19 protein-coding genes are annotated in these 20,209 nt (G+C 71.0%); 7 read left to right on the top strand and 12 right to left on the bottom strand.

All coding sequences use genetic code 11. From position 1 onward, the window contains the following. Positions 1-11 precede the first annotated feature (11 nt). The 3 genes from CDO81_RS07160 (at position 12) to CDO81_RS07170 (ending at position 1,081) form a co-directional block, all read left to right on the top strand. Complete coding sequence (locus CDO81_RS07160; protein ID WP_158218180.1) at positions 12-380, top strand: hypothetical protein; 369 nt, start codon at positions 12-14, stop codon at positions 378-380. A 129-nt stretch (positions 381-509) separates the two neighbouring features. Continuing rightward, on the top strand, positions 510-731 hold the full coding sequence (locus CDO81_RS07165) for a hypothetical protein (protein WP_088482507.1): 222 nt from the start codon (positions 510-512) through the stop codon (positions 729-731). Next, positions 728-1,081 (top strand): hypothetical protein, encoded by a 354-nt coding sequence (locus CDO81_RS07170; RefSeq protein ID WP_088482508.1) that lies wholly within the window; start codon positions 728-730, stop codon positions 1,079-1,081. Before CDO81_RS07165 ends, CDO81_RS07170 begins: the two co-directional genes overlap by 4 nt. On the opposite strand, the gene CDO81_RS07175 is transcribed toward CDO81_RS07170, so the two are convergent. After that, positions 1,076-5,185: a hypothetical protein gene (locus CDO81_RS07175; protein ID WP_144397159.1), complete on the bottom strand. Its 4,110-nt coding sequence runs from the start codon at positions 5,183-5,185 to the stop codon at positions 1,076-1,078. The genes CDO81_RS07170 and CDO81_RS07175 overlap by 6 nt on opposite strands. Positions 5,186-5,236: 51 nt before the next feature. Next, positions 5,237-6,337: a PQQ-dependent sugar dehydrogenase gene (locus CDO81_RS07180; RefSeq protein ID WP_088483011.1), complete on the bottom strand. Its 1,101-nt coding sequence runs from the start codon at positions 6,335-6,337 to the stop codon at positions 5,237-5,239. Between the two features lie 165 nt (positions 6,338-6,502). Here CDO81_RS07180 and CDO81_RS07185 point away from each other — a divergent pair, with 165 nt between their 5' ends. Next, positions 6,503-7,066, top strand: coding sequence for a DUF3617 domain-containing protein (locus CDO81_RS07185; protein WP_158218181.1), 564 nt, complete (start codon positions 6,503-6,505; stop codon positions 7,064-7,066). Between the two features lie 25 nt (positions 7,067-7,091). Here the strand turns inward: CDO81_RS07185 and CDO81_RS07190 are convergent, their stop codons facing one another. The 3 genes from CDO81_RS07190 to pdxR all read right to left on the bottom strand — a co-directional run bounded on the left by CDO81_RS07190 (position 7,092) and on the right by pdxR (position 11,046). After that, positions 7,092-7,829 (bottom strand): TFIIB-type zinc ribbon-containing protein, encoded by a 738-nt coding sequence (locus CDO81_RS07190; RefSeq protein WP_088482511.1) that lies wholly within the window; start codon positions 7,827-7,829, stop codon positions 7,092-7,094. Between the two features lie 64 nt (positions 7,830-7,893). Further along, positions 7,894-9,522: a peptide chain release factor 3 gene (locus CDO81_RS07195; RefSeq protein WP_088483012.1), complete on the bottom strand. Its 1,629-nt coding sequence runs from the start codon at positions 9,520-9,522 to the stop codon at positions 7,894-7,896. A 72-nt stretch (positions 9,523-9,594) separates the two neighbouring features. Further along, complete coding sequence (gene pdxR / locus CDO81_RS07200; protein ID WP_088482512.1) at positions 9,595-11,046, bottom strand: MocR-like pyridoxine biosynthesis transcription factor PdxR; 1,452 nt, start codon at positions 11,044-11,046, stop codon at positions 9,595-9,597. A 71-nt stretch (positions 11,047-11,117) separates the two neighbouring features. Here pdxR and CDO81_RS07205 point away from each other — a divergent pair, with 71 nt between their 5' ends. Continuing rightward, a complete protein-coding gene (locus CDO81_RS07205) occupies positions 11,118-11,585 on the top strand; it encodes an OsmC family protein (RefSeq protein WP_088482513.1) in 468 nt (155 codons plus the stop codon). Continuing rightward, positions 11,582-12,217, top strand: coding sequence for an FMN-binding negative transcriptional regulator (locus tag CDO81_RS07210; RefSeq protein ID WP_088482514.1), 636 nt, complete (start codon positions 11,582-11,584; stop codon positions 12,215-12,217). The genes CDO81_RS07205 and CDO81_RS07210 overlap by 4 nt, the downstream gene beginning before the upstream one ends. A 12-nt stretch (positions 12,218-12,229) precedes the next feature. On the opposite strand, the gene CDO81_RS07215 is transcribed toward CDO81_RS07210, so the two are convergent. The 7 genes from CDO81_RS07215 to CDO81_RS07245 all read right to left on the bottom strand — a co-directional run bounded on the left by CDO81_RS07215 (position 12,230) and on the right by CDO81_RS07245 (position 19,291). Continuing rightward, complete coding sequence (locus CDO81_RS07215) at positions 12,230-12,928, bottom strand: LytR/AlgR family response regulator transcription factor (RefSeq protein WP_088482515.1); 699 nt, start codon at positions 12,926-12,928, stop codon at positions 12,230-12,232. Beyond that, complete coding sequence (locus CDO81_RS07220; protein ID WP_088482516.1) at positions 12,925-13,971, bottom strand: sensor histidine kinase; 1,047 nt, start codon at positions 13,969-13,971, stop codon at positions 12,925-12,927. The genes CDO81_RS07215 and CDO81_RS07220 overlap by 4 nt, the downstream gene beginning before the upstream one ends. Further along, on the bottom strand, positions 13,968-14,537 hold the full coding sequence (locus CDO81_RS07225) for a hypothetical protein (protein ID WP_088482517.1): 570 nt from the start codon (positions 14,535-14,537) through the stop codon (positions 13,968-13,970). The genes CDO81_RS07220 and CDO81_RS07225 overlap by 4 nt, the downstream gene beginning before the upstream one ends. A 121-nt stretch (positions 14,538-14,658) precedes the next feature. After that, positions 14,659-15,282 (bottom strand): type 1 glutamine amidotransferase family protein, encoded by a 624-nt coding sequence (locus CDO81_RS07230; RefSeq protein WP_088482518.1) that lies wholly within the window; start codon positions 15,280-15,282, stop codon positions 14,659-14,661. A 2-nt stretch (positions 15,283-15,284) separates the two neighbouring features. After that, entirely contained in the window at positions 15,285-15,785 is a 501-nt protein-coding gene (locus CDO81_RS07235) for a Dps family protein (RefSeq protein WP_088482519.1), read from the bottom strand. A gap of 246 nt (positions 15,786-16,031) precedes the next feature. Next, complete coding sequence (gene katG, locus CDO81_RS07240; RefSeq protein ID WP_088482520.1) at positions 16,032-18,254, bottom strand: catalase/peroxidase HPI; 2,223 nt, start codon at positions 18,252-18,254, stop codon at positions 16,032-16,034. Positions 18,255-18,370: 116 nt separating this feature from the next. Further along, complete coding sequence (locus tag CDO81_RS07245) at positions 18,371-19,291, bottom strand: hydrogen peroxide-inducible genes activator (RefSeq protein WP_088482521.1); 921 nt, start codon at positions 19,289-19,291, stop codon at positions 18,371-18,373. A gap of 65 nt (positions 19,292-19,356) precedes the next feature. Between CDO81_RS07245 and panB the strand changes: the two genes are divergently transcribed. Beyond that, entirely contained in the window at positions 19,357-20,163 is an 807-nt protein-coding gene (gene panB, locus CDO81_RS07250) for a 3-methyl-2-oxobutanoate hydroxymethyltransferase (protein ID WP_241516905.1), read from the top strand. Positions 20,164-20,209: the final 46 nt, after the last annotated feature.

The following is a 20,209-nucleotide window of genomic DNA, read 5'->3' on the forward strand; positions in this document are numbered from 1 at the left end:
CCCGCATGCCCATGACACGCCTGGCCTCGCCTCTGGTGCGCCGCTTCACCACGCTGCTGTTGACCCTGCTGCTGGCCGTGGTGCTGGCGCTGGCGTCGGTGCGGGTGCAGCGCCAGGGCACGGAGCAGGTCGCCTATGGCAATGTGTGCGGCCCCCGCGCGGACGGCCTCTGCCTGCGGCCCGCGTTGAAGGGCGGCTTCCCGGTGGCCTATCTCGTCGACCGGCCCGGCGTTTCCGTGGAGGGGCAGCTGTCCCTGTGGGGGGACGAACTGCTGCCCCTGGCGCTGCTGGTCGATATCGTCTTCTACGTCTTGTTGCTGCAGCTGATGAGGCTCGGCTGGCGTCGTCATCGCACCTCGCGCGTGAACCGGGCGTCGTGACGAGGCGCACTTCACGTTCGCTTCACCGGCTTCTCAAGCCCCTCACCGACGCCGCTCAGACTCGTCGACAGTGCTCCTGGCCTCGGCGTCCGCCTGCAGGCGCAGCCAGGGCCTGGAGAACGACCACCGATGAACACGACGTCCGCGCCCGACGGCACCGCCACGCCTCACTGGATCGCCATCCTGGACCGCCAGGGCCAATGTCCACCCTGGCGGCTGGGGCCGTTTGCGGATGCGCGCGAGGCGCGGCGCATCGAGAGGGGTGTGAGGCGCTTGATCAACCTCGGGCGTTTCAGGGTGACGATCGACGCAGCTGACGTGACGTCCGTCAGCGCCGAACCCGCCCCATGAACGCAGAGCGATGCCGGGCGGCGGGGCGCATCGGCGATGTGCTGACGTTGGCATGCTGGGTGACCGCTCTGGGCGGGGCGGTCTATTTCGGACTGGCGTCATGCGGAACCTACGCCTGGCACAAGATAGCCTTCCGGTGGCTCGCAAGCCTGCTCTACGTCTTGGCGCTGGTGTTGCCAGGCCACGGTTCGACAAAGCCTGGCGCGAGACTTCGCTTCGCGCTCGGCCTGCCGCTCAGCTACGTTCTTCTTGAATCGGCTGTCGCACCTTTCTACCCGGGGCTTCCAGAATCGCTCACGGAGTACCTGCAGCTGTTCGTGACGGCGCTGGCCTTTGGCCCGTGCTCATGAGCGTGGTGAGTCCGCATCGGGGCTGGCTCCATCCGCCGCACCCGGCTTTGCCCGCGATTCGGTGGGCTTTGCCACGCTCGCCGGCCAGGCGCCGCCTTCGCTGAAGCAGCGCCAGCCCCAGCCCAGCCACTTCAGCAGCGACACCGCCAGCCACAGTGCCCAGGCGAGCATCAGGGCGCGGTAGAGCCACATCGGGGCGCTCAGCGCCCAGGCGCTGGCGGTGTGGTCGGTGAAGCGGTCGGAGAACCAGCTCAGCAGCTGGCTGCTCGACCCCGGCCCGGCCACCAGCAAGTCGGGGTAGCCCAACAGGCCGGTGCGCAGCACCTCCAGCAGCGCGCCCAGGGCCATCAGCGTCCACAGCAGCAGGCCGAGCTGCACCAGCACACGCAGCCAGCGAGCCAGGGTGGCCAGCGCCGGCGCCCAGCGGCGGCGGGTTTCCAGCAGCGCGAACCAGCCGGCCAGCACCACCAAGGCACCCATCGACACCGGCGCCACGCCCAGGGCCAGCACCAGCCAGGCCGGCCGGGCCATCACGCCCGGCAGGCCGCGCGGTGCGAACCACGCGAGCACGAGCACCACGCCGAGCACGCCCCAGATCAGCACCGCCGGGCCCATCAGCGGCCCGCCTGTGGCCAGCACGATGCGGTCCTGCGGCACGTGCAGCAGCAGTGCATCGTTGACGCCTGGCAGGCCCAGCGGCAGGCCTTCATGCCGCCACAGCAGGCCCATGGACTCGGGCGCGCGCCAGCGCACCTCCACCGACTGTGCGCCGGGCGTCAGCGGCAGGCTGAGGGCGCCGTCACGCAACTGCAGCGGCAGGGCGTTGCCGTTCAGGGTCACGCCCAGCAGCTCGGCGCCTGGTGGCAGGGCCAGGCGTTGCGGTCCGCCCAGGCTGGCACGCAGCTGCAGGGCCAGCGTCATGTCGGTGCTGCGCTCGCCCGGGTTGACCGTCGTGGTGGCGGCGTCCAGCGTGAGCGTCTGCCCGGCCACGCCGGCCGGCTTGCGCACGGTGAGCTTGAGCGTCTCGCCCGGCCAGGGGCGCCACTCGGGCTGCCAGCGGCCGTCCTGTTGCAGGGCGGTCGCCGGCAGGCCGCCGGCGTCCACATGCCATTGCGTGGCTGCGTCCAGGGTCCAGCGTTCCACCTGGTGCGGGGCCTGGCTGGCGGTCAGCGTCAGGGCTTTGCTGGGCTTGATGCTGCTGGCCACTTCCACCAGGTCTTCGGCGCCGAGCTGCAGGCTGGCGGTGTCACCGTCCACCGTCACGCGGGCATCGCTCACGGCTTCGCCAGGCAGCAGGCGCCAGCTCACGCGCAGCGGCGCGCGGCTCGGGGCCAGGCGTTCCAGCGTCGTGGTGGCCTGCCAGAGCAGGCCGAGGTCGAGGCGGCGGTTCACGCGCACCAGCGGGGGCAGGGCGTCGCGCTGGGTGCCGGCGTCCTCGGCGCGGGCGGTGCCGGCCACGGGCTCACGGCTCAAGGTGATGGCGCCGGTGCTCTGCCCGCGGGGGTCCAGCCCGGCCAGGGTCCAGCCCTTGAGGTCGGCCTGCAGTGCGCGTGGCGGCAGCGGCAGGCTGATGTCCAGCCCAGCCGCACTGCCGACGTCGGCGCTCAGCACCACTTGGTGCACGCCGGCCGGCACGGCCACCCAGAGCTGGCCCTGGTCGTCGCGCCGGGTGGCGGCAGGCTGCCCGTCCAGCGTGATGCTGGCGGGCTGCCAGCCGGTGCCCTGGCCGGGCAGCGGCACGGCCACCAGCGCCTGCGCGTGGATCTCGGCGCGCAGCTGCACGCTCGAGCCCGCCGCGCTCACCAGCAGGCGCGACAGCTCGGCGCAGTGCGGCAGGCAGTCGGGCGGGGCGGCGAGCTTGTCGCGCAGCGTCTTCAACTGCGCCTCGTTCGGCCAGGCGGCGGCCGACGTCGTATCGGCCGCCACGGGCGAGGGGGCTACCGGTGCCGTGGCGTCACTCGGGGTCGGGGTGCCCAGCAGCCCGAGGGACAGCGCCAGCATGGATGCCGCGCCGGCCGACGGCCGCCGCAGCACGGGCAGCTTCACGCCCGCCACGGCCGCCAGCGCCAGGGCCAGCAGGGCCAGGCCGGCGAGGTGCAGCAACGCCGTCGCCCAGGGCGGCAGCAGCCACAGGCGCAGCGTCTGCTCGGGCGTGACCGGCCCGCTCCATTGCAGTTCATGCTCGCGCCAGGTCCAGGTCGGCAGGCCGGGGCCGGTCTGCACGCGGGCGCTGGGGTCCACGCGTTCCAGTGCGTTGCGGGTGCTCGACAAATACACACGCTCGCGGCCGGGCGCTGCCTTCATCGCGGGTGCTGTTGCGACCTTCTCTTCGATCATCGCGGGTGCCTGCGCAAGGGGCGGCCCTTGGCGTGTTGTGGCGGTGCCGTGCACCGGCTCCAGGCTCGGGTACAGCGCCAGTCGCACTTCATCCACCGCGAACGGCAGCATCACCAGCGCCAGCAGCGCGGCCACCGCGAGGCGACCGCGGGCGAAGGCTGCCTGCGCGCGGCCGGCCGGCAGCACGCGGGCCAGGGCCGTCAGTGCCAGCAGCCCGAACCACAGCGCAGCCGGCGGGCTGCCGGGCGTGTGCCAGGTCAGCACCAGCGCCACGGCCAGCAGCGCGCCCACGCGCCAGCCCAGCAGGCGGTAGGCGGCCAGCGCGGCCAGCAGCACGAAGAAAAAGTCCCACAGCGTCCACAGGCTCGTCCAGGCGCCTTGCGCCACGCTCGGGCCTTGCGCATGCAGCAGGCGCCAGCCCGGTGGCAGTTGCAGAGCGGCTTGCAGCGCGTCCACGCTGACCGTCCAGCCGCTGGCGGGCAAGGGGGCGCCTGTCGGCCAGCGGCTGTCGGCTTCAATGCGGGTCTCACGCTCGCGCACCTCGAAGCCGGCGGGGCCGTCGGCGGCGAGCCGGGTGATGGGCTGGTCCTGCCCTTGCAGGGCCGCGCGGCCGAGTTGGCCGGGAGCCGCCATGGCCAGGCGCGCGCTGGCGGTGATCTGGCCCGTGAAGCGGTCCTGCGCCGTCAGGCCCTGGCCGTCGAAGTCCAGCCACAGCCGCCGGTTCAGGCGCAGCGCATCCGGCGCGGCCTTGGGGTTGCCGCGCTGCAGCTCGGTCAGCTTGAGGGTCTCGCCCGGCTTCATCCGGAACGCCGGCAGCGAACGCCAGGCCTCGGGCATCTCGACCTGGCGCGGGTCGACGCTGGTGGCCCCCTCGGGGCGGATGAGTCGCAGCGTCGGCTGGGCCTTCACCACCCACACCTCCTCGTCGCTGGCGGCCTCGGGCAGCTTGAGCGCCTGCACCGGCGTGTTCAGCCGCGAACGGAGTTCAAGGTGCCAGCTGCCCGGGCGCGCCTGCACGATGAGGCGGCCATCGTCGGCCAGACGGGCGGGCAGGGGGCTGGTCAGCTCCACCGCACGCAGGCCCGGCAGCAGGGCCTGCGGCAGCTCCACTGCCCGGGCCCGGCCGGCCACCCGCAGCTCGAAGGCGGTGGTCACCATCAGCGGCAGGTCGTCGTCCACGAGGCGCGTGGTCTGCACGCTGAGGCTGTCGCTTGCCTCGGCCGGGCTCGCGACGGCGCGCAGCCACAGCCGGCCGTTGCCATCGGGGCTGCGGGCCTGTGTGGCGCCATCGCTGCTGACGACGATGGCCGCCAGCCCCGGCGGCACCGCCAGGTCCTGCGGCATGGCGCCGCCCCAGGCGATGCGGCCTTCCAGCACATGCGCGCCGGGCGGCAGCCACACGGTGGGGCGCTCGTCGGCACCGATGACCGGCAACGCGCGGCCGGCGGCCTTCACGTCCTGCGGCCAGGCGCCGGCTTCGCCCGGCAAGGCCACGCGGGCCGGCGCGCCGAACACCTGCACTTCCAGCCGGAAGCTGGCCTCACGCGCACTCGCGCTCAACTGCAAACGGCCCGGCCACACGCACACCGGGGCGTCGCCCTCGGCGGCGCCTGCCGGGCAGCCGAGGGCGGGCTGGCCCTGCAGCGCCCAGGGCAGCCAGTCGCGCGCGGCAGGGGGCAGGTCGGCGGGGGTGAGCGGCGCAGCCTGGGCGGTGGCAGCGGTCGTCAGCAGTGCCGCGGCCAGGCGGCGGATCTTGTCGTTGAGCATCGGCATCTCCCTTGCGGGGCCGATGGTCGCAGACTCAGGCGGGGTTTCGCATCAGGGCTTCACGCGCACGATCTTGCCGTGGGCTTCGAGCACCAGGTAGAGCAGGCCGTCCGGGCCTTCGCGCACATCACGCATGCGGCCGGCATCGGGGAAGAGGCGCTCCTGCTCGGCCGGGCGGTTGCTGGCGTCGAGCTTCACCCGCTCCAGATGGCCGAACTTCAGCGAGCCGATGAAGAAGCTGCCCTGCCAGGCCGGGCCGTACTTGTCGCTCTTCAGGCGCACCAGACCGGCCGGCGCGATGGACGGCACCCACTTCACGACCGGCTGCTCCATGCCGGCCTTGGCCGCGATGCCTTCGCCGATCTTGCCGCCGCCGTAGTTCTCGCCGTAGGTGATGACGGGCCAGCCGTAGTTGAGCTTCGGGCTGATCAGGTTGAGCTCGTCGCCGCCCTGCGGGCCGTGCTCGTGCTCCCACAGCCGCCCTTGCGCGTCGACGATGAGGCCCTGTGAATTGCGGTGGCCGTAGCTCCAGATCTCGGGCAGGGCGCCGGGCGTGTTCACGAAGGGGTTGTCGGCCGGCGCGCTGCCGTCCTTGTTCACGCGCACGATCTTGCCGAGGTGGTTGTCCAGCGTCTGGGCGCTCTGCATGCCCTTGTAGCGCTCGCCCAGGCTCAGGAAGAGCTTGCCGTCCGGCGCCTCGGCGATGCGGCAGCCGAAGTGATGCTTGCTGTCCATCTTGGGCTGCTGGCTGAAGATGACCTTCACCTCGCTCAGTCGCTTGTTGTCCTCGCTGAGCCGCGCGCGGGCCAGCGCCGTGCTGTTGGTCTTCTTGTCAGCGCTGGGCTCGGCAAAGCAGAAGTAGATCGTGCGGTTGCGGGCGAAATCGCTGTCCAGCTGCACGTCCAGCAGGCCACCCTGGCCCTCGGCCACGACCGCCGGCACGCCGGCGATCGGGGCGCTGGGCTTGCTGCCGGGTCGGGCGGTGCGCAGGGCGCCATCGCGTTCGGTGATGAGGAACTGCCCGTCGGGCAGGAAGGCCAGGGCCCAGGGCGTCTTCAGGCCTTCGACGACGGTTTCGAGTTCCGGCGCGGCCTGGGCCGTGGTGGACAGGGCACCCAGGGCGAGGGTCAGGGAGAGGAGTCGCTTGCTCATGGGGACGTGTGCGAAAGGGCAGGGGTCGAAGGCGCGCATCATCGCAGTGCCGGGCCTGTGGCGCGGGCGCATCGAGGCGAAACCGGATGCAACCGAGGGATGTCGCGCCGGCGCCGCGGCTGTTGCAATCGCGCGTCCTGGGTTCTCCCTCACACGCTTCTCCTCATGCGCTCTTGCCTCTTTCGCCGCCGTGTCGGCGGTCTCGCTCCGCTGCTGCTCGCTGCCACGGCCGCCCACGCGGCCCCCGTCATCGAGGTCAAGCCCGGCCTCTGGGCGTCCGACAGCGAAATCTGGATCAACGGCCAGTCGCTCAAGGCCGGCATGCAGGCCCTGCGCGCCAAGGTGCGCAGCGGCCTGAGCGACGCGCAGAAGGCCGAGCTCGACAAGGCCCAGGCCGGCGAGCACCAGGCCTGCCTGAGCCCCGCGCAGGCCCGCATCGACCTGGCCCGCTACCTGGAGCAGTCACTGCGCAACTCCGGGCCGTGGACCTGCGAGGTCAACGCGAGCCAGCTCGACAAGAGCGAGGCGGCCGGCAGCTATGTCTGCCGCACCGGCGGCGGCGGCCTGAGCCAGGGCAGGTTCTCGGCCAGCTACGGCCCCACGAGCTACCGCTTCGAGCTCAACGGCCGCGGCAATGCGGTGGACGGCCGCACGGGCCAGGCCCTGGGCGCCCTCGAGATGGATCAGCGCATGCTGTCGACCGGGCGTTGGGTGGGCGGGGACTGCTGAGGGCGACTGCAGGGCCGAGGCGCCCTCAGTCGTCCAAGAGCCGGCCCACCAGCCGAAGCCCGACCGACATCAGGTCCAGCGACATCACGGCACCAGCGACGCCCAAACTGCGCCCCGCAAGCGCGGGGCGTTCGCGCGTCAGGCGGGACTGCTCGCGCGCCATGGCCACCAGCGCGTCAGCCACCACCGTTGGCGGCATGGGGGCGCTGCTCGCCGCCGTGCCCAGGCGCTGCACGGCCTTCTCGACGGCCTGCGGGTCCAGCAGCGACAGCGACGAGCGGCAGTGCGAGCAGGCGTCTTCGCGCCGCAGGTCCACCGGCGCGCCGCAGCTGCTGCAGTGGATGACGCCCACCTTGGCGGCGATGTCGGCGATCTCCGGCCGTGTGAGCTGGCGCACGAAGCCCTTCTCGATCATGAACGACGCGAACGTGCTGAAGCGCCCATGCTGCTGCGGGCAGCGGTGGGTGATGTAGCGGCCACTGCGCACCACGTCGAAGCCCTGCACCAGTGCGCCCCGGCACTGCGGGCAGTGCAGCCGCTCGGACAGCGGCTGGCGCGGCGCGTTTTCGTGCCGGTGCATGGCCTTGAAGAGCAGGGCGATGGCGCGCGGCGCCAGCTTCATGCTCTCCAGGTGGTCGAACCAGAGCCCGTGGCAGGCGAAGCAGGCGTCGATCTCGACATCGCCCGTGTAGACCCCGGGCAGCACCAGCCGCTCCATCGGGTCGTGGCAAGAGGGGCAGGATCTCGCGCTGTTCAGGGCCATGGGCAGAGATGTTAGGGGCACCCGCTCGCCAGCACGGCCGCAACCCGGCCCGCGGCAGCGGCCCTCAACCCTCCAGCCGCTGCTGGAACACCAGCCCCGCGTGCTCGCGCAGCGCGTGGAACTTGATCTTGGGCCAGTTGCTCTCGATGGCGCGCAGCTCGGGTGCGTACTCCACCAGCACGGTGGGCGCGTCGACGGCGTCGTAGGCCATGCGGTGGTCGTTGGCGTCGATGAAGCGCTTGAGCTCGGCGGGGTCGTCGCAGGTCACCCAGCGGGCCACCTGGAAGCGGCTGGGCATGATGCGCGCCTTGCAGCCGTACTCGTGCTCCAGGCGGTGGGCCACCACCTCGAACTGCAGCTGGCCCACGGCGCCCAGCAGCAGCACGCTGCCGGCGATCGGGCGGAAGACCTGGATGGCGCCTTCTTCACCGAGCTGCTGCAGGCCGGCCTTGAGCTGCTTGGTCTTGAGCGGGTCGGCCACTTCCACCGCGCGGAACATTTCCGGCGCGAAGAAGGGCAGGCCGGTGTATTGCAGGGCCTCGCCTTCGGTGATGGTGTCGCCGAGCTGCAGCACGCCGTGGTTCGGGATGCCGATGATGTCGCCCGCGAAGGCCTCGTCCAGCAGCTCGCGCTTCTGGCTCATGAAGGTCACCACGCTGTTGGGGCGCAGCGTCTTGCCCGAGCGCACCACCTTCAGGTTCATGCCGCGCTCGAAGCGGCCCGAGGCCACGCGCACGAAGGCGATGCGGTCGCGGTGGGCGGGGTCCATGTTGGCCTGGATCTTGAACACCACGCCGCTGAACTTGGGCTCCTCGGGCTTGACGGTGCGCTGCATGGCCTCGCGCACATCGGGCGCGGGCGCCAGCTCGACGAGGGCGTCCAGCACCTCCTGCACGCCGAAGTTGTTGACGGCCGAGCCGAAGAACATCGGTGTCTGCTTGCCGGTGAGGAAGTCGTCGTGGCTGAACTCGGGCGCAGCCTCGCGCACCAGCTCGATCTCGCCGGCGGCGTTGTCGTACTGCATGCCAAAGCGCTCGGCGTAGAGCGGGTTGTCCAGGCCTTCCAGCACTTCCTCGGTGCCGGCCACGCGGTCCTCGCCGGGCGCGAACACCCGCATGCGCTGCTGGCGAAGGTCCATCACGCCATGGAACTGCTTGCCCATGCCCACCGGCCAGGTGAAGGGCACGACCGTCATGCCCAGCTCCTGCTCGATCTCGTCCATCAGCGCGAGCGGGTCCTTCACTTCACGGTCCATCTTGTTGACGAAGGTCAGGATGGGCGTGTTGCGGGCGCGGCAGACCTGCAGCAGGCGACGGGTCTGCGGCTCCACGCCGTTGGCCGCGTCGATCACCATGAGCGCCGCGTCCACCGCGGTCAGCACGCGGTAGGTGTCTTCCGAGAAGTCCTGGTGGCCGGGCGTGTCGAGCAGGTTGATGACGCAGTCGCGGTACTCCATCTGCATGACGGAGGACGCCACCGAGATGCCGCGCTGCTTCTCGATCTCCATCCAGTCGGACGTCGCATGCCGCGAGGCCTTGCGCGCCTTCACCGAGCCGGCGATCTGGATGGCGCCGGAGAACAGCAGGAGCTTTTCCGTCAGCGTGGTCTTGCCAGCGTCGGGGTGGCTGATGATGGCGAAGGTGCGGCGGCGGCGAACCTCGCTCTGGATGCGGCTGGGCAGGTCGGCGGACATGGGCGGCTCGGAGGAAAACATAAGCCCGCAGTGCGATCCGAGAGGCTCGGCGGCTGCGGGCGATGGCGCGCATTATCGCGGTGCGGTCAGCTGGCCCAGCAGCGGGGCCAGCCTTTGGGCGGCCCGGGTGAGTTCCGCCTCGTCGTAGCCTGCATAGCCGAACAGCCAGCCGCGCCGCGGTGAGGCCAGGGCGTAGCGTGACAGCGGGGTCAGCATGACGCCGGCCGCCAGAGCCTGCTGCGACAGCCGCTCGTCGTCCTGCGGGCCGCGCCGGGCAGCGGGCCCGAGTTCGTGCAGCAGGTGCAGGCCCTGCGCGCTGGGAGCCAGCTGCAGCCGGCCCTCGCTGGCCTCGGCCAGGGCCTGGATGAGGTGCTGCTGGCGGCGCGGGTAGAGCTCGCGCATGCGGTTGAGGTGGCGCAGCAGATGGCCGTCGGCAATGAAGCGGGCCAGCACCGCCTGGCTGTCGCCGGGCGCATGGCGGTCGCAGACCGCGCGGGCCGCCGCAAACGGGCGCAGCAGCGGCGCCGGCAGCACGATGAAGCCCAGCCGCAGGCCCGGATGCAGGATCTTGGAAAACGTGCCCACGTAGAGCACACGGCCGGCCTGCGGCAGGCTGGTGAGGGCCTCCAGCCGGTGCGGGCCGTACTGGAACTCGCCGTCGTAGTCGTCCTCCACCACCCAGGCGCCGCAGCGCTCGGCCCAGTCGAGCAGCTCGCGGCGCCGCGCCAGGCTCATGCACACGCCCACGGGGAACTGGTGCGTCGGCGTCACGACCGCCAAGCGTGCGGCCGGCCAGCGCTCGGCGCCCGCAGCGATGCACAGGCCTTCGTCGTCCACCGGCACCGGCCGCACCTGCACGCCCTGGCCCAGCAGGGCAGCGCGGATGCCGGGGTAGCCGGGGTCTTCCACCAGCACCTCGTCGCCCGGGTCCAGCAGCAGCCGGGCGATCAGGTCCAGGGCCTGCTGCGAGCCCGAGCACACCAGCACCTGGCCGGCATCGCAGCGCACACCGCGCGCCACCCACAGCCACTGCGCCACCGCCTCGCGCAGCGGCGCATGGCCGGCGGGGTCGAGGTACTGGGCCAGTCGCTGGCGCTCGCGCGGGTCGATCTGCCGCGCCAGGCGGTCCCACAGCGCGTAGGGAAAGCTCGCCACCTCCGGCGCGCCGATGCGAAACGGCAGGGCCGCGACCAGCGGCGGCTGCCAGCGCGCATGCGTCTCGGCAATCGCCTGCCCGCGCCGGGAGAGCTGCGGCAGGGGCGGCAAGGGCACACGCACGCCAGCCTGCGGCGCCAGGGCGGCGGCGACATAGCTGCCGTCGCCCACCCGCGCCGTCACGTAGCCCTCGGCCTGCAGCCGTGCCATCGCCCACAGCAGCGTGTTGCGGCTCACCCCCAGGCTCAGCGCATGCTCGCGCGTGGGCGGCAGCCGGCTGCCTGGCGCCAGCGTGCCGGCCTCGATGGCCCCGCGCAACTGGCGGTAGAGCTGCAGCCGCAGCGGCACATTGGCCCGCGTCGACGCCATGGATTGGCTCCTTTGATCTCGGCAATCAGCCCTATTCTGGCAAGCCAATCCACCCACCCGCCGTGAGCCCCATGTCCGACCACCACGCCCGCGTGCTTTGGCAGCGCGATGCCGCCGAGCCCTTTGTCGACCAGCGCTACAGCCGCCGCCACAGCTGGCATTTCGATGGCGGCGCGGTGGTGGCGGGCTCGTCCTCGCCGAGCGTCGTGCGCCTGCCGTTCTCGGACCCGAGCGCCGTCGACCCCGAGGAGGCGCTGGTGGCCAGCGTGTCGAGCTGCCATCTGCTGTGGTTCCTGTCGCTGGCGGCCGAGGCCGGCTGGTGCGTGGACGACTACGAGGACGAAGCCGTCGGCCACCTGGGCCGCGACGAGCGCGGCCGGGCGGCCATCACCCGCATCGTGCTGCGCCCGCGGGTGCGCTTTGGCGGCGACCGCCGGCCTGACCACGCCGAGGTGGAGCGCCTGCACCACGCGGCGCATGAGGCCTGCTTCATCGCCAACTCGCTGCGCAGCGAGATCGTCTGCGAGCCCCAGCCATGAGCGCGCCCACCACCTACCTGCCGGGGCACTTCGAGGAACGCGACCTGGCCACGCTGCACGCCTTCATCGAGGCGAATCCGCTGGCCACCTGGGCCACGACGCAGGACGGCGAGCTGGTGGTGCACCACGTGCCGTTTCGGCTGGACCGCACGCGCGGCCCCTTCGGCACGCTGGTGGGCCATGTGGCGCGGGCCAACCCGGTGTGGCGCGCGCCGCAGCCCAGCCTGCTGGTGTTCGGCGGCCCGCAGGCCTATGTGTCGCCCGGCTGGTATGCGTCCAAGCCGCTGCACGGCAAGGTGGTGCCGACCTGGAACTACGCCGTCGTGCATGCCCGCGGCACGCCGGTGGTGCTGGAAGACGCTGCTTCGGTGCTTCGCATCGTCAGCGCGCTGACTGACACCCACGAGGCCCGCCAGGCCCACCCCTGGCAGGTGGGCGATGCGCCGCCGGAGTTCGTGGATCAGATGCTGCGCGCCATCGTCGGCATCGAGATCCCGATCGAGCAGCTGGTGGGCAAGTGGAAGGTCAGCCAGAACCGCTCGGCCGACGACCGCGCCGGTGTTGCCGCCGGCCTGCGCGCGCAGGATCCGGCTGACCCGATGGCAGCGCTGGTGGCGCCGCCATCGCCCTGAGCGCCGGCCGCGCTACATGCCCTTGAACCGCGCCCGCTGGGTGCGGCTCACCGGCAGGGCCTGGGCCAGGCCGCGCAGCTGTACCCACAGCTCGCCGTCGTCGCGCCGCTCGATGCGCTCGATGGCGCGGGCATTGACGATGCAGCCGCGATGGATCTGCCAGAAGAGTGCCGGGTCGAGCTGTTGCTGCAGCTCGCCCAGCGGCATGCGCAGCAGCAGCTGCTCGCCCCCCTGGCTGAGTGCGCGTGTGTGGCGCAGCTCGGAGCGCAGGGCGGCGAGTTGCTCCACCTCCAGCAGCTTCATCGTGTTGCCGGTCCAGGCCTGCAGGAAGCGCAGCTGCTCGGGGGCCTGTGGGCGGGCCGAAGCCTGCAGCCGTTGCACTGTGGCCGCGAGGCGTGCCGGCGTCACCGGCTTGTGCAGGTAGTCCACCGCGGCATGCTCGAAGGCGTCCAGCGCATGCTCGGCATGGGCGGTGACGAACACCAGCCGGGTCTGCGCCGGGGCGAGCCGCGCCAGCGCCAGGCCGTCGATGCCGGGCATGCGGATGTCGAGAAAGGCGATGTCGGGTTGCAGTGCATCCAGCAGCCGGCGGGCCTCGCTGCCGTTGCGCGCGCGGCCGACGATGGTCAGCTCAGGCCAGGCCTCGGCCAGCAGCTGCGCCAGTTCTTCGAGCAGCTGCGGTTCGTCGTCGGCGAGCAGGGCGGTGGTCATGGCAGCGGCAGGGTGAGGGTGGCCAGCGTGGCGCCTTGTGCATCGCTGGCGAGAGTCAAGCCAGCAGCATCGCCGTGCAGGGCCTGCAGGCGTTGGCGCAGGTTGGCCAAGGCCAGCCCGTGGCCGGGTGGCGTGCTGCTGGCCAGCGGTAGGCCGGTATTGCGCACGACCAGCTGCAGCTGGCGGCCCGCGCGGCGCGCCTGCAGTTCGACCTCGCCGCCGGGCTCGCTCGGTTCGATGCCGTGCTGGAGGGCGTTCTCCACCAACGGCTGCAGCATCAGCGGCGGCAGGGGCAGGGCGTGCAGCGCCGGGTCAACGTCGATGCGCCAGCGCAGCCGCTCGCCGAGGCGCAGCTCCAGGATGGCGAGGTAGTGCGACACCACCTGCAGCTCCTGGCCGAGCGTGGTGCCGTCGGTCTGGCGCACGCGGTCCAGCGAGGTTTCGAGCAGGCCGCTGACGGCGTCCAGCATGGGCAGCGCCTGGGCCGAGCCCTGGCGCACGAAGCTGCGCAGCGTCGCCAGCGTGTTGAACAGGAAATGCGGCTCGATCTGGGCCTGCAGCATCTGCAGCTCGGCCCGCAACCGGGCGCGCTCCTGCTCCACCCGTCGCACCGCCCGCAGCCGGCGCAGGCCCAGCAGCAGGGGCCAGGCCAGCATGATGGCGCCGAAGGCGAAGTGCAGCCAGGCGCGCGTCACGCGAGCCTCGGGCGTGAAGGGGGTGGCCCTCACGGCCTGCTCCACCGCCCAGCCCAGCAGGGTGCCCAGCAACAGCGCGCCCAGCAGCAGGGGTGGCAGCACCTCGGGCCGGTCGGTGCGCCAGCGTCGTGCCAGCGCACCGCAGAGTCCGTCGCTTGCCGCATGGCCCACCCAAAGCCCCAGAGACAGCGCCCAGCCCGGCTCGCCCCGCAACCAGGCCGCCGTCGTCGCGAAGAACAGCAGCCCGGCCAGCAGCGGCCCGCGGCGCTGCCAGCCCAGACCCTCGTCGCGTGCGGCCTGGGCCAGCTCGTGGCCGAGCGTGGTGGTGGGCGTGGGGGTGAGGCTCAAGATGGTGTCATCGACCGCGGCTGGTTCGGCAGCACCGGCGTGCCGGTGGTGCCCGTGACAGGCACGTCGGCGCCCACCACATCGAGCTTGAACTGCGTCGCCTGCAATTGGCCCGCGCCGTTCAGCAGAAAACCGAAGTTCAGCGTCGTCGCGTCGGCCGGCACGTCCAGCACGACCTCGGCACGCTGCCAGCCGAAGCTGCCGCGCAGCGGCCGGTTGTACATGTTGTCGAAGCCACTGACGCGCTGGCCGCTGTCCACGCGCATCCAGAGCCCGCCCCAGGCCGCGAGCTGGTCGCCGCGCAGCTGAGCGCTCAGGCGCACGCGCTTGCCGGCGTAGTCGCTGCTCTGGATCTGCTGCATCAGCGTCGAGAAGCCGGTGGTGTCGGCCTGGCAGTCCAGGCTGAACACCCTGAGGCTCGGCGCGCCGACGGCGGCGACGACGTCGCCCTTGCAGGTGCGCGCGTCACCGGTCTGGAGCCAGCCAGCCGGCAGGCCGTCGGTGGCGGCCAGCGCCGTGGCCAGGCTGCCCACGGCCAGGGCAGCCACGAGGGCGGTGTATTTCATGGTTCGATCTCCCGTGTCAGACCCACATCGGTCTGATCGGAGACTAGGTGCAGGCCCCGTTCGCCGCCGGGTGATGGGGCGAACGGTTCCAGGCCGCGCAGCAGCGGTGCCGAACGCGACATCAACGGGACGTGTCGGCCGCAGGCTCGGGCAGGAAGGGCTCAACCACGGTCATCAGGCGGTCGACGTAGGTCGTCTTCTCGCCCACGGGGGCGGCGTAGGTCAGGGCGCTGCGGGCGGCCTCGCGGCCGGCGCGGGCGGCCATGGCCCAGGCGGCGAGGTATTGCGAGGCCAGGCAGCCGCCTGCGGTGGCGATGGGGCCACGGGCGTGGAAGGGTTCTTCCACCACGCGCACGCCGGCTTCCACCACCCAGGGCTTGGTGATGGTGTCGGTGCAGGCGGGCATGTCGGCCAGCAGGCCCAGGCGGGCCATCAACAGGGTGCCCGAGCATTGGCCGCCGATCAGCTGGCGCAGCGGGTCGAGCTGCAGGCGGTCGAGCAGCGCCCCATCGGCGGCGATGGCGCGGGTGTGGATGCCGCTGCCGAAGAGCACGATGTCGGCTTCGTTGGCGAAGCTCAGCGGCTGCTGGGCGGTCACGGTCACGCCGTTCATCGACGTGACCTGCGCCGTGGGGCTGGTGATCTCGGCCCGCCACCCGAGATGGCCGAGCCGGTTGATCAGCCCCAGCGCGATGAAGCTGTCGAGCTCGTTGAAGCCGTCGAAGGTGACGACGGCAATCTTCATGCTCACTCTTCGAGCAGGCTGCGCAGCATCCACGCCGTCTGCTCGTGCACGGTCAGACGTTGCGTCAGCAGGTCGGCGCTGGGCTCGTCACCGGCCTTGTCCACCAGCGGGAAGAGGGCGCGCGCGGTGCGGGCGATGGCTTCGTGGCCTTGCATCAGCAGCTCCACCATCTTCAGCGCCTTGGGCGGCGTGGCGGGCGCGTCGGGCAGGCCGCTGAGCTTGGCAAACTGCGCGTAGCTGCCGGGGGCAGCGTGGCCCAGGGAGCGGATGCGCTCGGCGATCGGGTCGACCGCATTCCACAGCTCGGTGTACTGGGCCATGAACATCGCATGCAGGCTGTTGAACATCGGGCCCGTCACGTTCCAGTGGAAGTTGTGGGTCGTCAGGTACAGCGTGTAGGTCTCGGCCAGCAGCTTGGACAGGCCGGCGGCGATCGCGGCGCGGTCCTTCTCGCTGATGCCGATGCTGATGGTGGGGGCTGCAGATGCGGACTTCTTGGCCATGGGGCTCTCCAGAAATGAATCAGGGCGAGCCTAACGGATTCGGCTCGCCCCTGTGGTGTCAGCCCTTGCGGGCTGCTCGGCTTTCAGCCCTTGCGGGCCGCGCAGCTTCAGCGCCTCAGGCAGACAGCCCGTGGATCAGCATCGCCACGCCGGCCAGGTTGCCGCTGGCGAAGATGAACCACCCGAGGCCCTGCTGGGCGGTGCGTACGGCTTGTTTCATCGCAGAACTCCTTTCAGTGGTGCCGGTCAGGCATGCAGGTCGAAGCGGTCCAGCTCCATGACTTTGGTCCAGGCGGCGACGAAGTCGTTGACGAACTTGGCCGATGCATCGCTGCCGGCGTAAACCTCGGCCAGCGCGCGCAGCTGCGCGTTGGAGCCGAAGACCAGGTCGACGATGGTGGCCGTCCACTTGCGCTCGCCGGTGCTGCGGTCGACACCTTCGAGCACGTCGCCGTTCTTCTTCCACTGGGTGCGCATGTCCAGCAGGTTCACGAAGAAGTCGTTGGTCAGCACGCCGGGCCGCGTGGTGAACACGCCGTGGGCGCTGCCACCGGTGTTGGCGCCGAGCACCCGCAGGCCGGCCACCAGCACCGCCATTTCCGGGGCGGCGAGCGTCAGCAGCTGGGCCTTGTCGACCAGCAGTTCCGCCGCTGCGGCCTCGGGCAGACCCGGGGCGAGGTAGTTGCGGAAGCCGTCGGCACGGGGCTCCAGCGGCGCGAACGAGTCGACGTCGGTCTGGTCCTGGGTGGCGTCCATGCGGCCGGGGTGGAAGGGCACCTCCACCGGCACGCCGGCAGCCTGGGCGGCCGCCTCAACGGCGGCACCGCCGGCCAGCACGATCAGGTCGGCCAGCGACACCTTGCGCCCGCCAGCGGCGCTGGCGTTGAACTGCTGCTGGATGGCTTCGAGCTTGGCCAGCACCGTGGACAGCTGGGCCGGCTGGTTGACCGCCCATTCCTTCTGCGGCGCCAGGCGGATGCGGGCCCCGTTGGCGCCACCGCGCTTGTCGCTGCCGCGGAACGACGCGGCCGATGCCCAGGCCGTGCTCACCAGCTGGGCCGTGGTCAGGCCGGAGGCCAGCACCTGGGCCTTCAGCGCGGCGATGTCGGCCGCGTTGATCAGCGGGTGGTCGACCGCAGGGATGGGGTCCTGCCAGATCAGGGTTTCCTTCGGCACCAGCTTGCCGAGGTAGCGGTTGATCGGGCCCATGTCGCGGTGGGTCAGCTTGAACCAGGCGCGGGCGAAGGCGTCGGCGAACGCGGCCGGGTCGGCATGGAAGCGGCGCGAGATCTTCTCGTAGGCCGGGTCCATGCGCAGGGCCAGGTCGGCGGTGGACATCATGGGCGCATGGAACTTGGTCGGGTCATGCGCGTCGACCACGGTGCCGGCACCGGCGCCGCCCTTGGGCGTCCATTGGTGGGCGCCCGCCGGGCTCTTGGTCAGCTCCCACTCGTACTTGAACAGGGTGTCGAAGTAGCCGTTGTCCCAGGTCGTGGGGTTGGGCTTCCAGGCGCCCTCCAGGCCGCTGGTGATGGTGTGCCCGGCCATGCCCGAGGCATAGCTGCTCTTCCAGCCCAGGCCCTGGTCCAGGATGTCGGCGCCCTCGGGTTCCTTGCCCACATGCTGGGGGTCGCCGGCGCCGTGGGCCTTGCCGAAGGTGTGGCCGCCGGCCACGAGGGCCACGGTCTCTTCGTCGTTCATGGCCATGCGGGCGAAGGTCTCGCGGATGTCGCGGGCCGACAGCAGCGGGTCGGGGTTGCCGTCCGGGCCTTCGGGGTTCACGTAGATCAGGCCCATCTGCACGGCGGCCAGCGGGTGGGCCAGGTCGCGCTCGCCGCTGTAGCGGCTGTTGGGCGTGCCGCTCAGGGCGAGCCACTCGGCCTCCGGGCCCCAGTCGATGTCGATCTCGGGCTCGTAGATGTCTTCACGGCCGCCGCCGAAGCCGAAGGTCTTGAAGCCCATGGATTCGAGGGCGACATTGCCGGTCAGCACGAAAAGGTCGGCCCAGGAGAGCTTCTCGCCGTACTTCTGCTTGATGGGCCACAGCAGGCGGCGGGCCTTGTCGAGGTTGCCGTTGTCGGGCCAGCTGTTCAGCGGGGCGAAGCGCTGGTTGCCGGTGCCCGCGCCGCCGCGGCCGTCGGCCACGCGGTAGGTGCCGGCGGCATGCCAGGCCATGCGGATGAAGAAGGGGCCGTAGTGGCCGTAGTCGGCCGGCCACCAGTCCTGGGAGTCCGTCATCAGGGCCTTCAGGTCGGCCACGACGGCATCCAGGTCCAGGCTCTGGAAGGCCTTGGCGTAGTCGAATGACTCGCCCATGGGGTTGGACTTGGGCGCGCGCTGGTGCAGGACGGCCAGGTTCAGCTGGTTGGGCCACCAGCGCTGGTTGGCCGTGGCCGCGCGGTTGGGGCTGGCGCTGCCGCCGTGGTGGAAGGGGCACTGGGCGGCGGCGGTCTTGGGCGTCTCGGACATGGCGGTCTCCTGGGTCGTGAACAGTGAGACCGAATGATCCTCAGCGAGAGTTAATTGAGCAATTTGATTGGAGATAAGTCATAATTAGGCAATTGCTATTGATGACCGGTTGCCGATCAACTCAGCCGCTTGACGCCGTCCAGCGCGCAGGCATAGATGGCGTTGCGCAAGGCCGCGATCGCCTCATAGCGGGTGAAGCTGCGCCGCCAGGCCAGCACCACGCGCCGCGTCGGGATGGGTTCGCTGAAGGGCACGTAGCGCAGGTGCGCCGACGGCTCCTTGGGCACGCTGAGGGCCGGCACCACGGTGATGCCCATGCCCGAGGCCACCATGTGCTTGATGGTTTCAAGCGACGAGCCCTCGAAGCTGCGCCGGATGCCTTCGCCGTCGCTGGAGAAGCGCGCGAACTCGGGGCAGACCTCCAGCACATGGTCGCGAAAACAGTGGCCGGTGCCGAGCAGCAGCATGGTCTCGCGCTTGAGTTCCTCCGCGCTGATGGACGCGCGCTGCGCCAGCGCATGGGCGGCGGGCACGGCCACGACGAAGGGCTCGTCATACAGCGGCGCCACGGCCAGGCCGGTGTCGGGGAAGGGCTCGGCCATGATGGCGCAGTCCAGCTCGCCGGTGCGCAGCATCTCCAGCAGCTTCACCGTGAAGTTCTCCTGCAGCATCAGCGGCATCTGCGGGTAGAGCTCGATGCTGTGCTTGACCAGCTCCGGCAGCAGATAGGGGCCGATGGTGTAGATGATGCCCAGCCGCAGTGCGCCGGCCAGCGGGTCCTTGCCGCGCTTGGCGATTTCCTTGATGGCGCCGGCCTGGTCGAGCACCGACTGCGCCTGGCGCACGATCTCCTCGCCCAGCGGCGTGACCGTGACTTCGCTGCCGCCGCGCTCGAAGATCTTCAGGTCGAGTTCCTCCTCCAGCTTCTTGATCGCCACCGACAAGGTCGGCTGCGACACGAAACAGGCCTCGGCCGCGCGGCCGAAATGGCGTTCGCGGGCGACGGCGACGATGTAGCGGAGCTCGGTGAGGGTCATAGACCCGAACGCTACACTGCGCCCGCCTCGGGGGGTGCCCCAGGGTTTTCCAGGAGATGCCAGCCATGAGCGACCGCAAACCGATGACCTTGCCCCGCCTCGCGCAGATGCACGCCAGCGGCGAGAAGATCGCCATGCTCACCTGCTACGACGCGGCCTTCGCCGGGCTGCTGGACGAAGCCGGCGTGGACATGCTGCTGATCGGCGATTCGCTCGGCAACGTGCTGCAGGGCCGGGGCTCCACCGCGCCGGTCAACCTCGACGACATGCTCTACCACACCACCTGCGTGCGTCGGGGCGTGAAGTACGCCTTCGTCGTGGCGGACCTGCCCTTCGACAGCTATCACGTCAGCAAGGAAGAAGCCTGGAAGAGCGCCGCGGCGCTGGTGAAGGCGGGCGCCCACATGGTCAAGCTCGAAGGCGGCGGCTGGACGACCGAGACGGTGCGCTTCATCAGCGAGCGCGGCATCCCGGTGTGCGCCCACCTCGGCTTCACGCCGCAGACGGTCACGTCGCTGGGCGGCTTCAAGGTGCAGGGCCGCGACGAGGCGGGTGCCGCCCGCATCAAGCGCGAATCGCAGGAACTCGTGGAGGCCGGCGCGGCCATGCTGCTGTACGAGATGGTGCCGGCCACGCTGGCCGCCGAGATCACGGCGGCGTCGCCCGTGCCCGTCATCGGCATCGGTGCCGGCGTGGGCACCTCGGGCCAGGTGCTGGTGCTGCACGACATGCTGGACATCACCCAGGGCAGGAAGCCGCGCTTCGTCAAGAACTTCATGGCCGGCCAAGACTCCATCCTGGGCGGCGTGAAGGCCTATGTGAACGAGGTCAAGGCCGGCACTTTTCCGGTGGACGCAGTCCATGGCTTCTGAGGCTCCGGAACACAGCCACAGAGACACAGAGACACAGAGAGATCGT

This window comes from Roseateles puraquae, assembly GCF_002205845.1.
Taxonomy (GTDB): domain Bacteria; phylum Pseudomonadota; class Gammaproteobacteria; order Burkholderiales; family Burkholderiaceae_C; genus Pelomonas; species Pelomonas puraquae.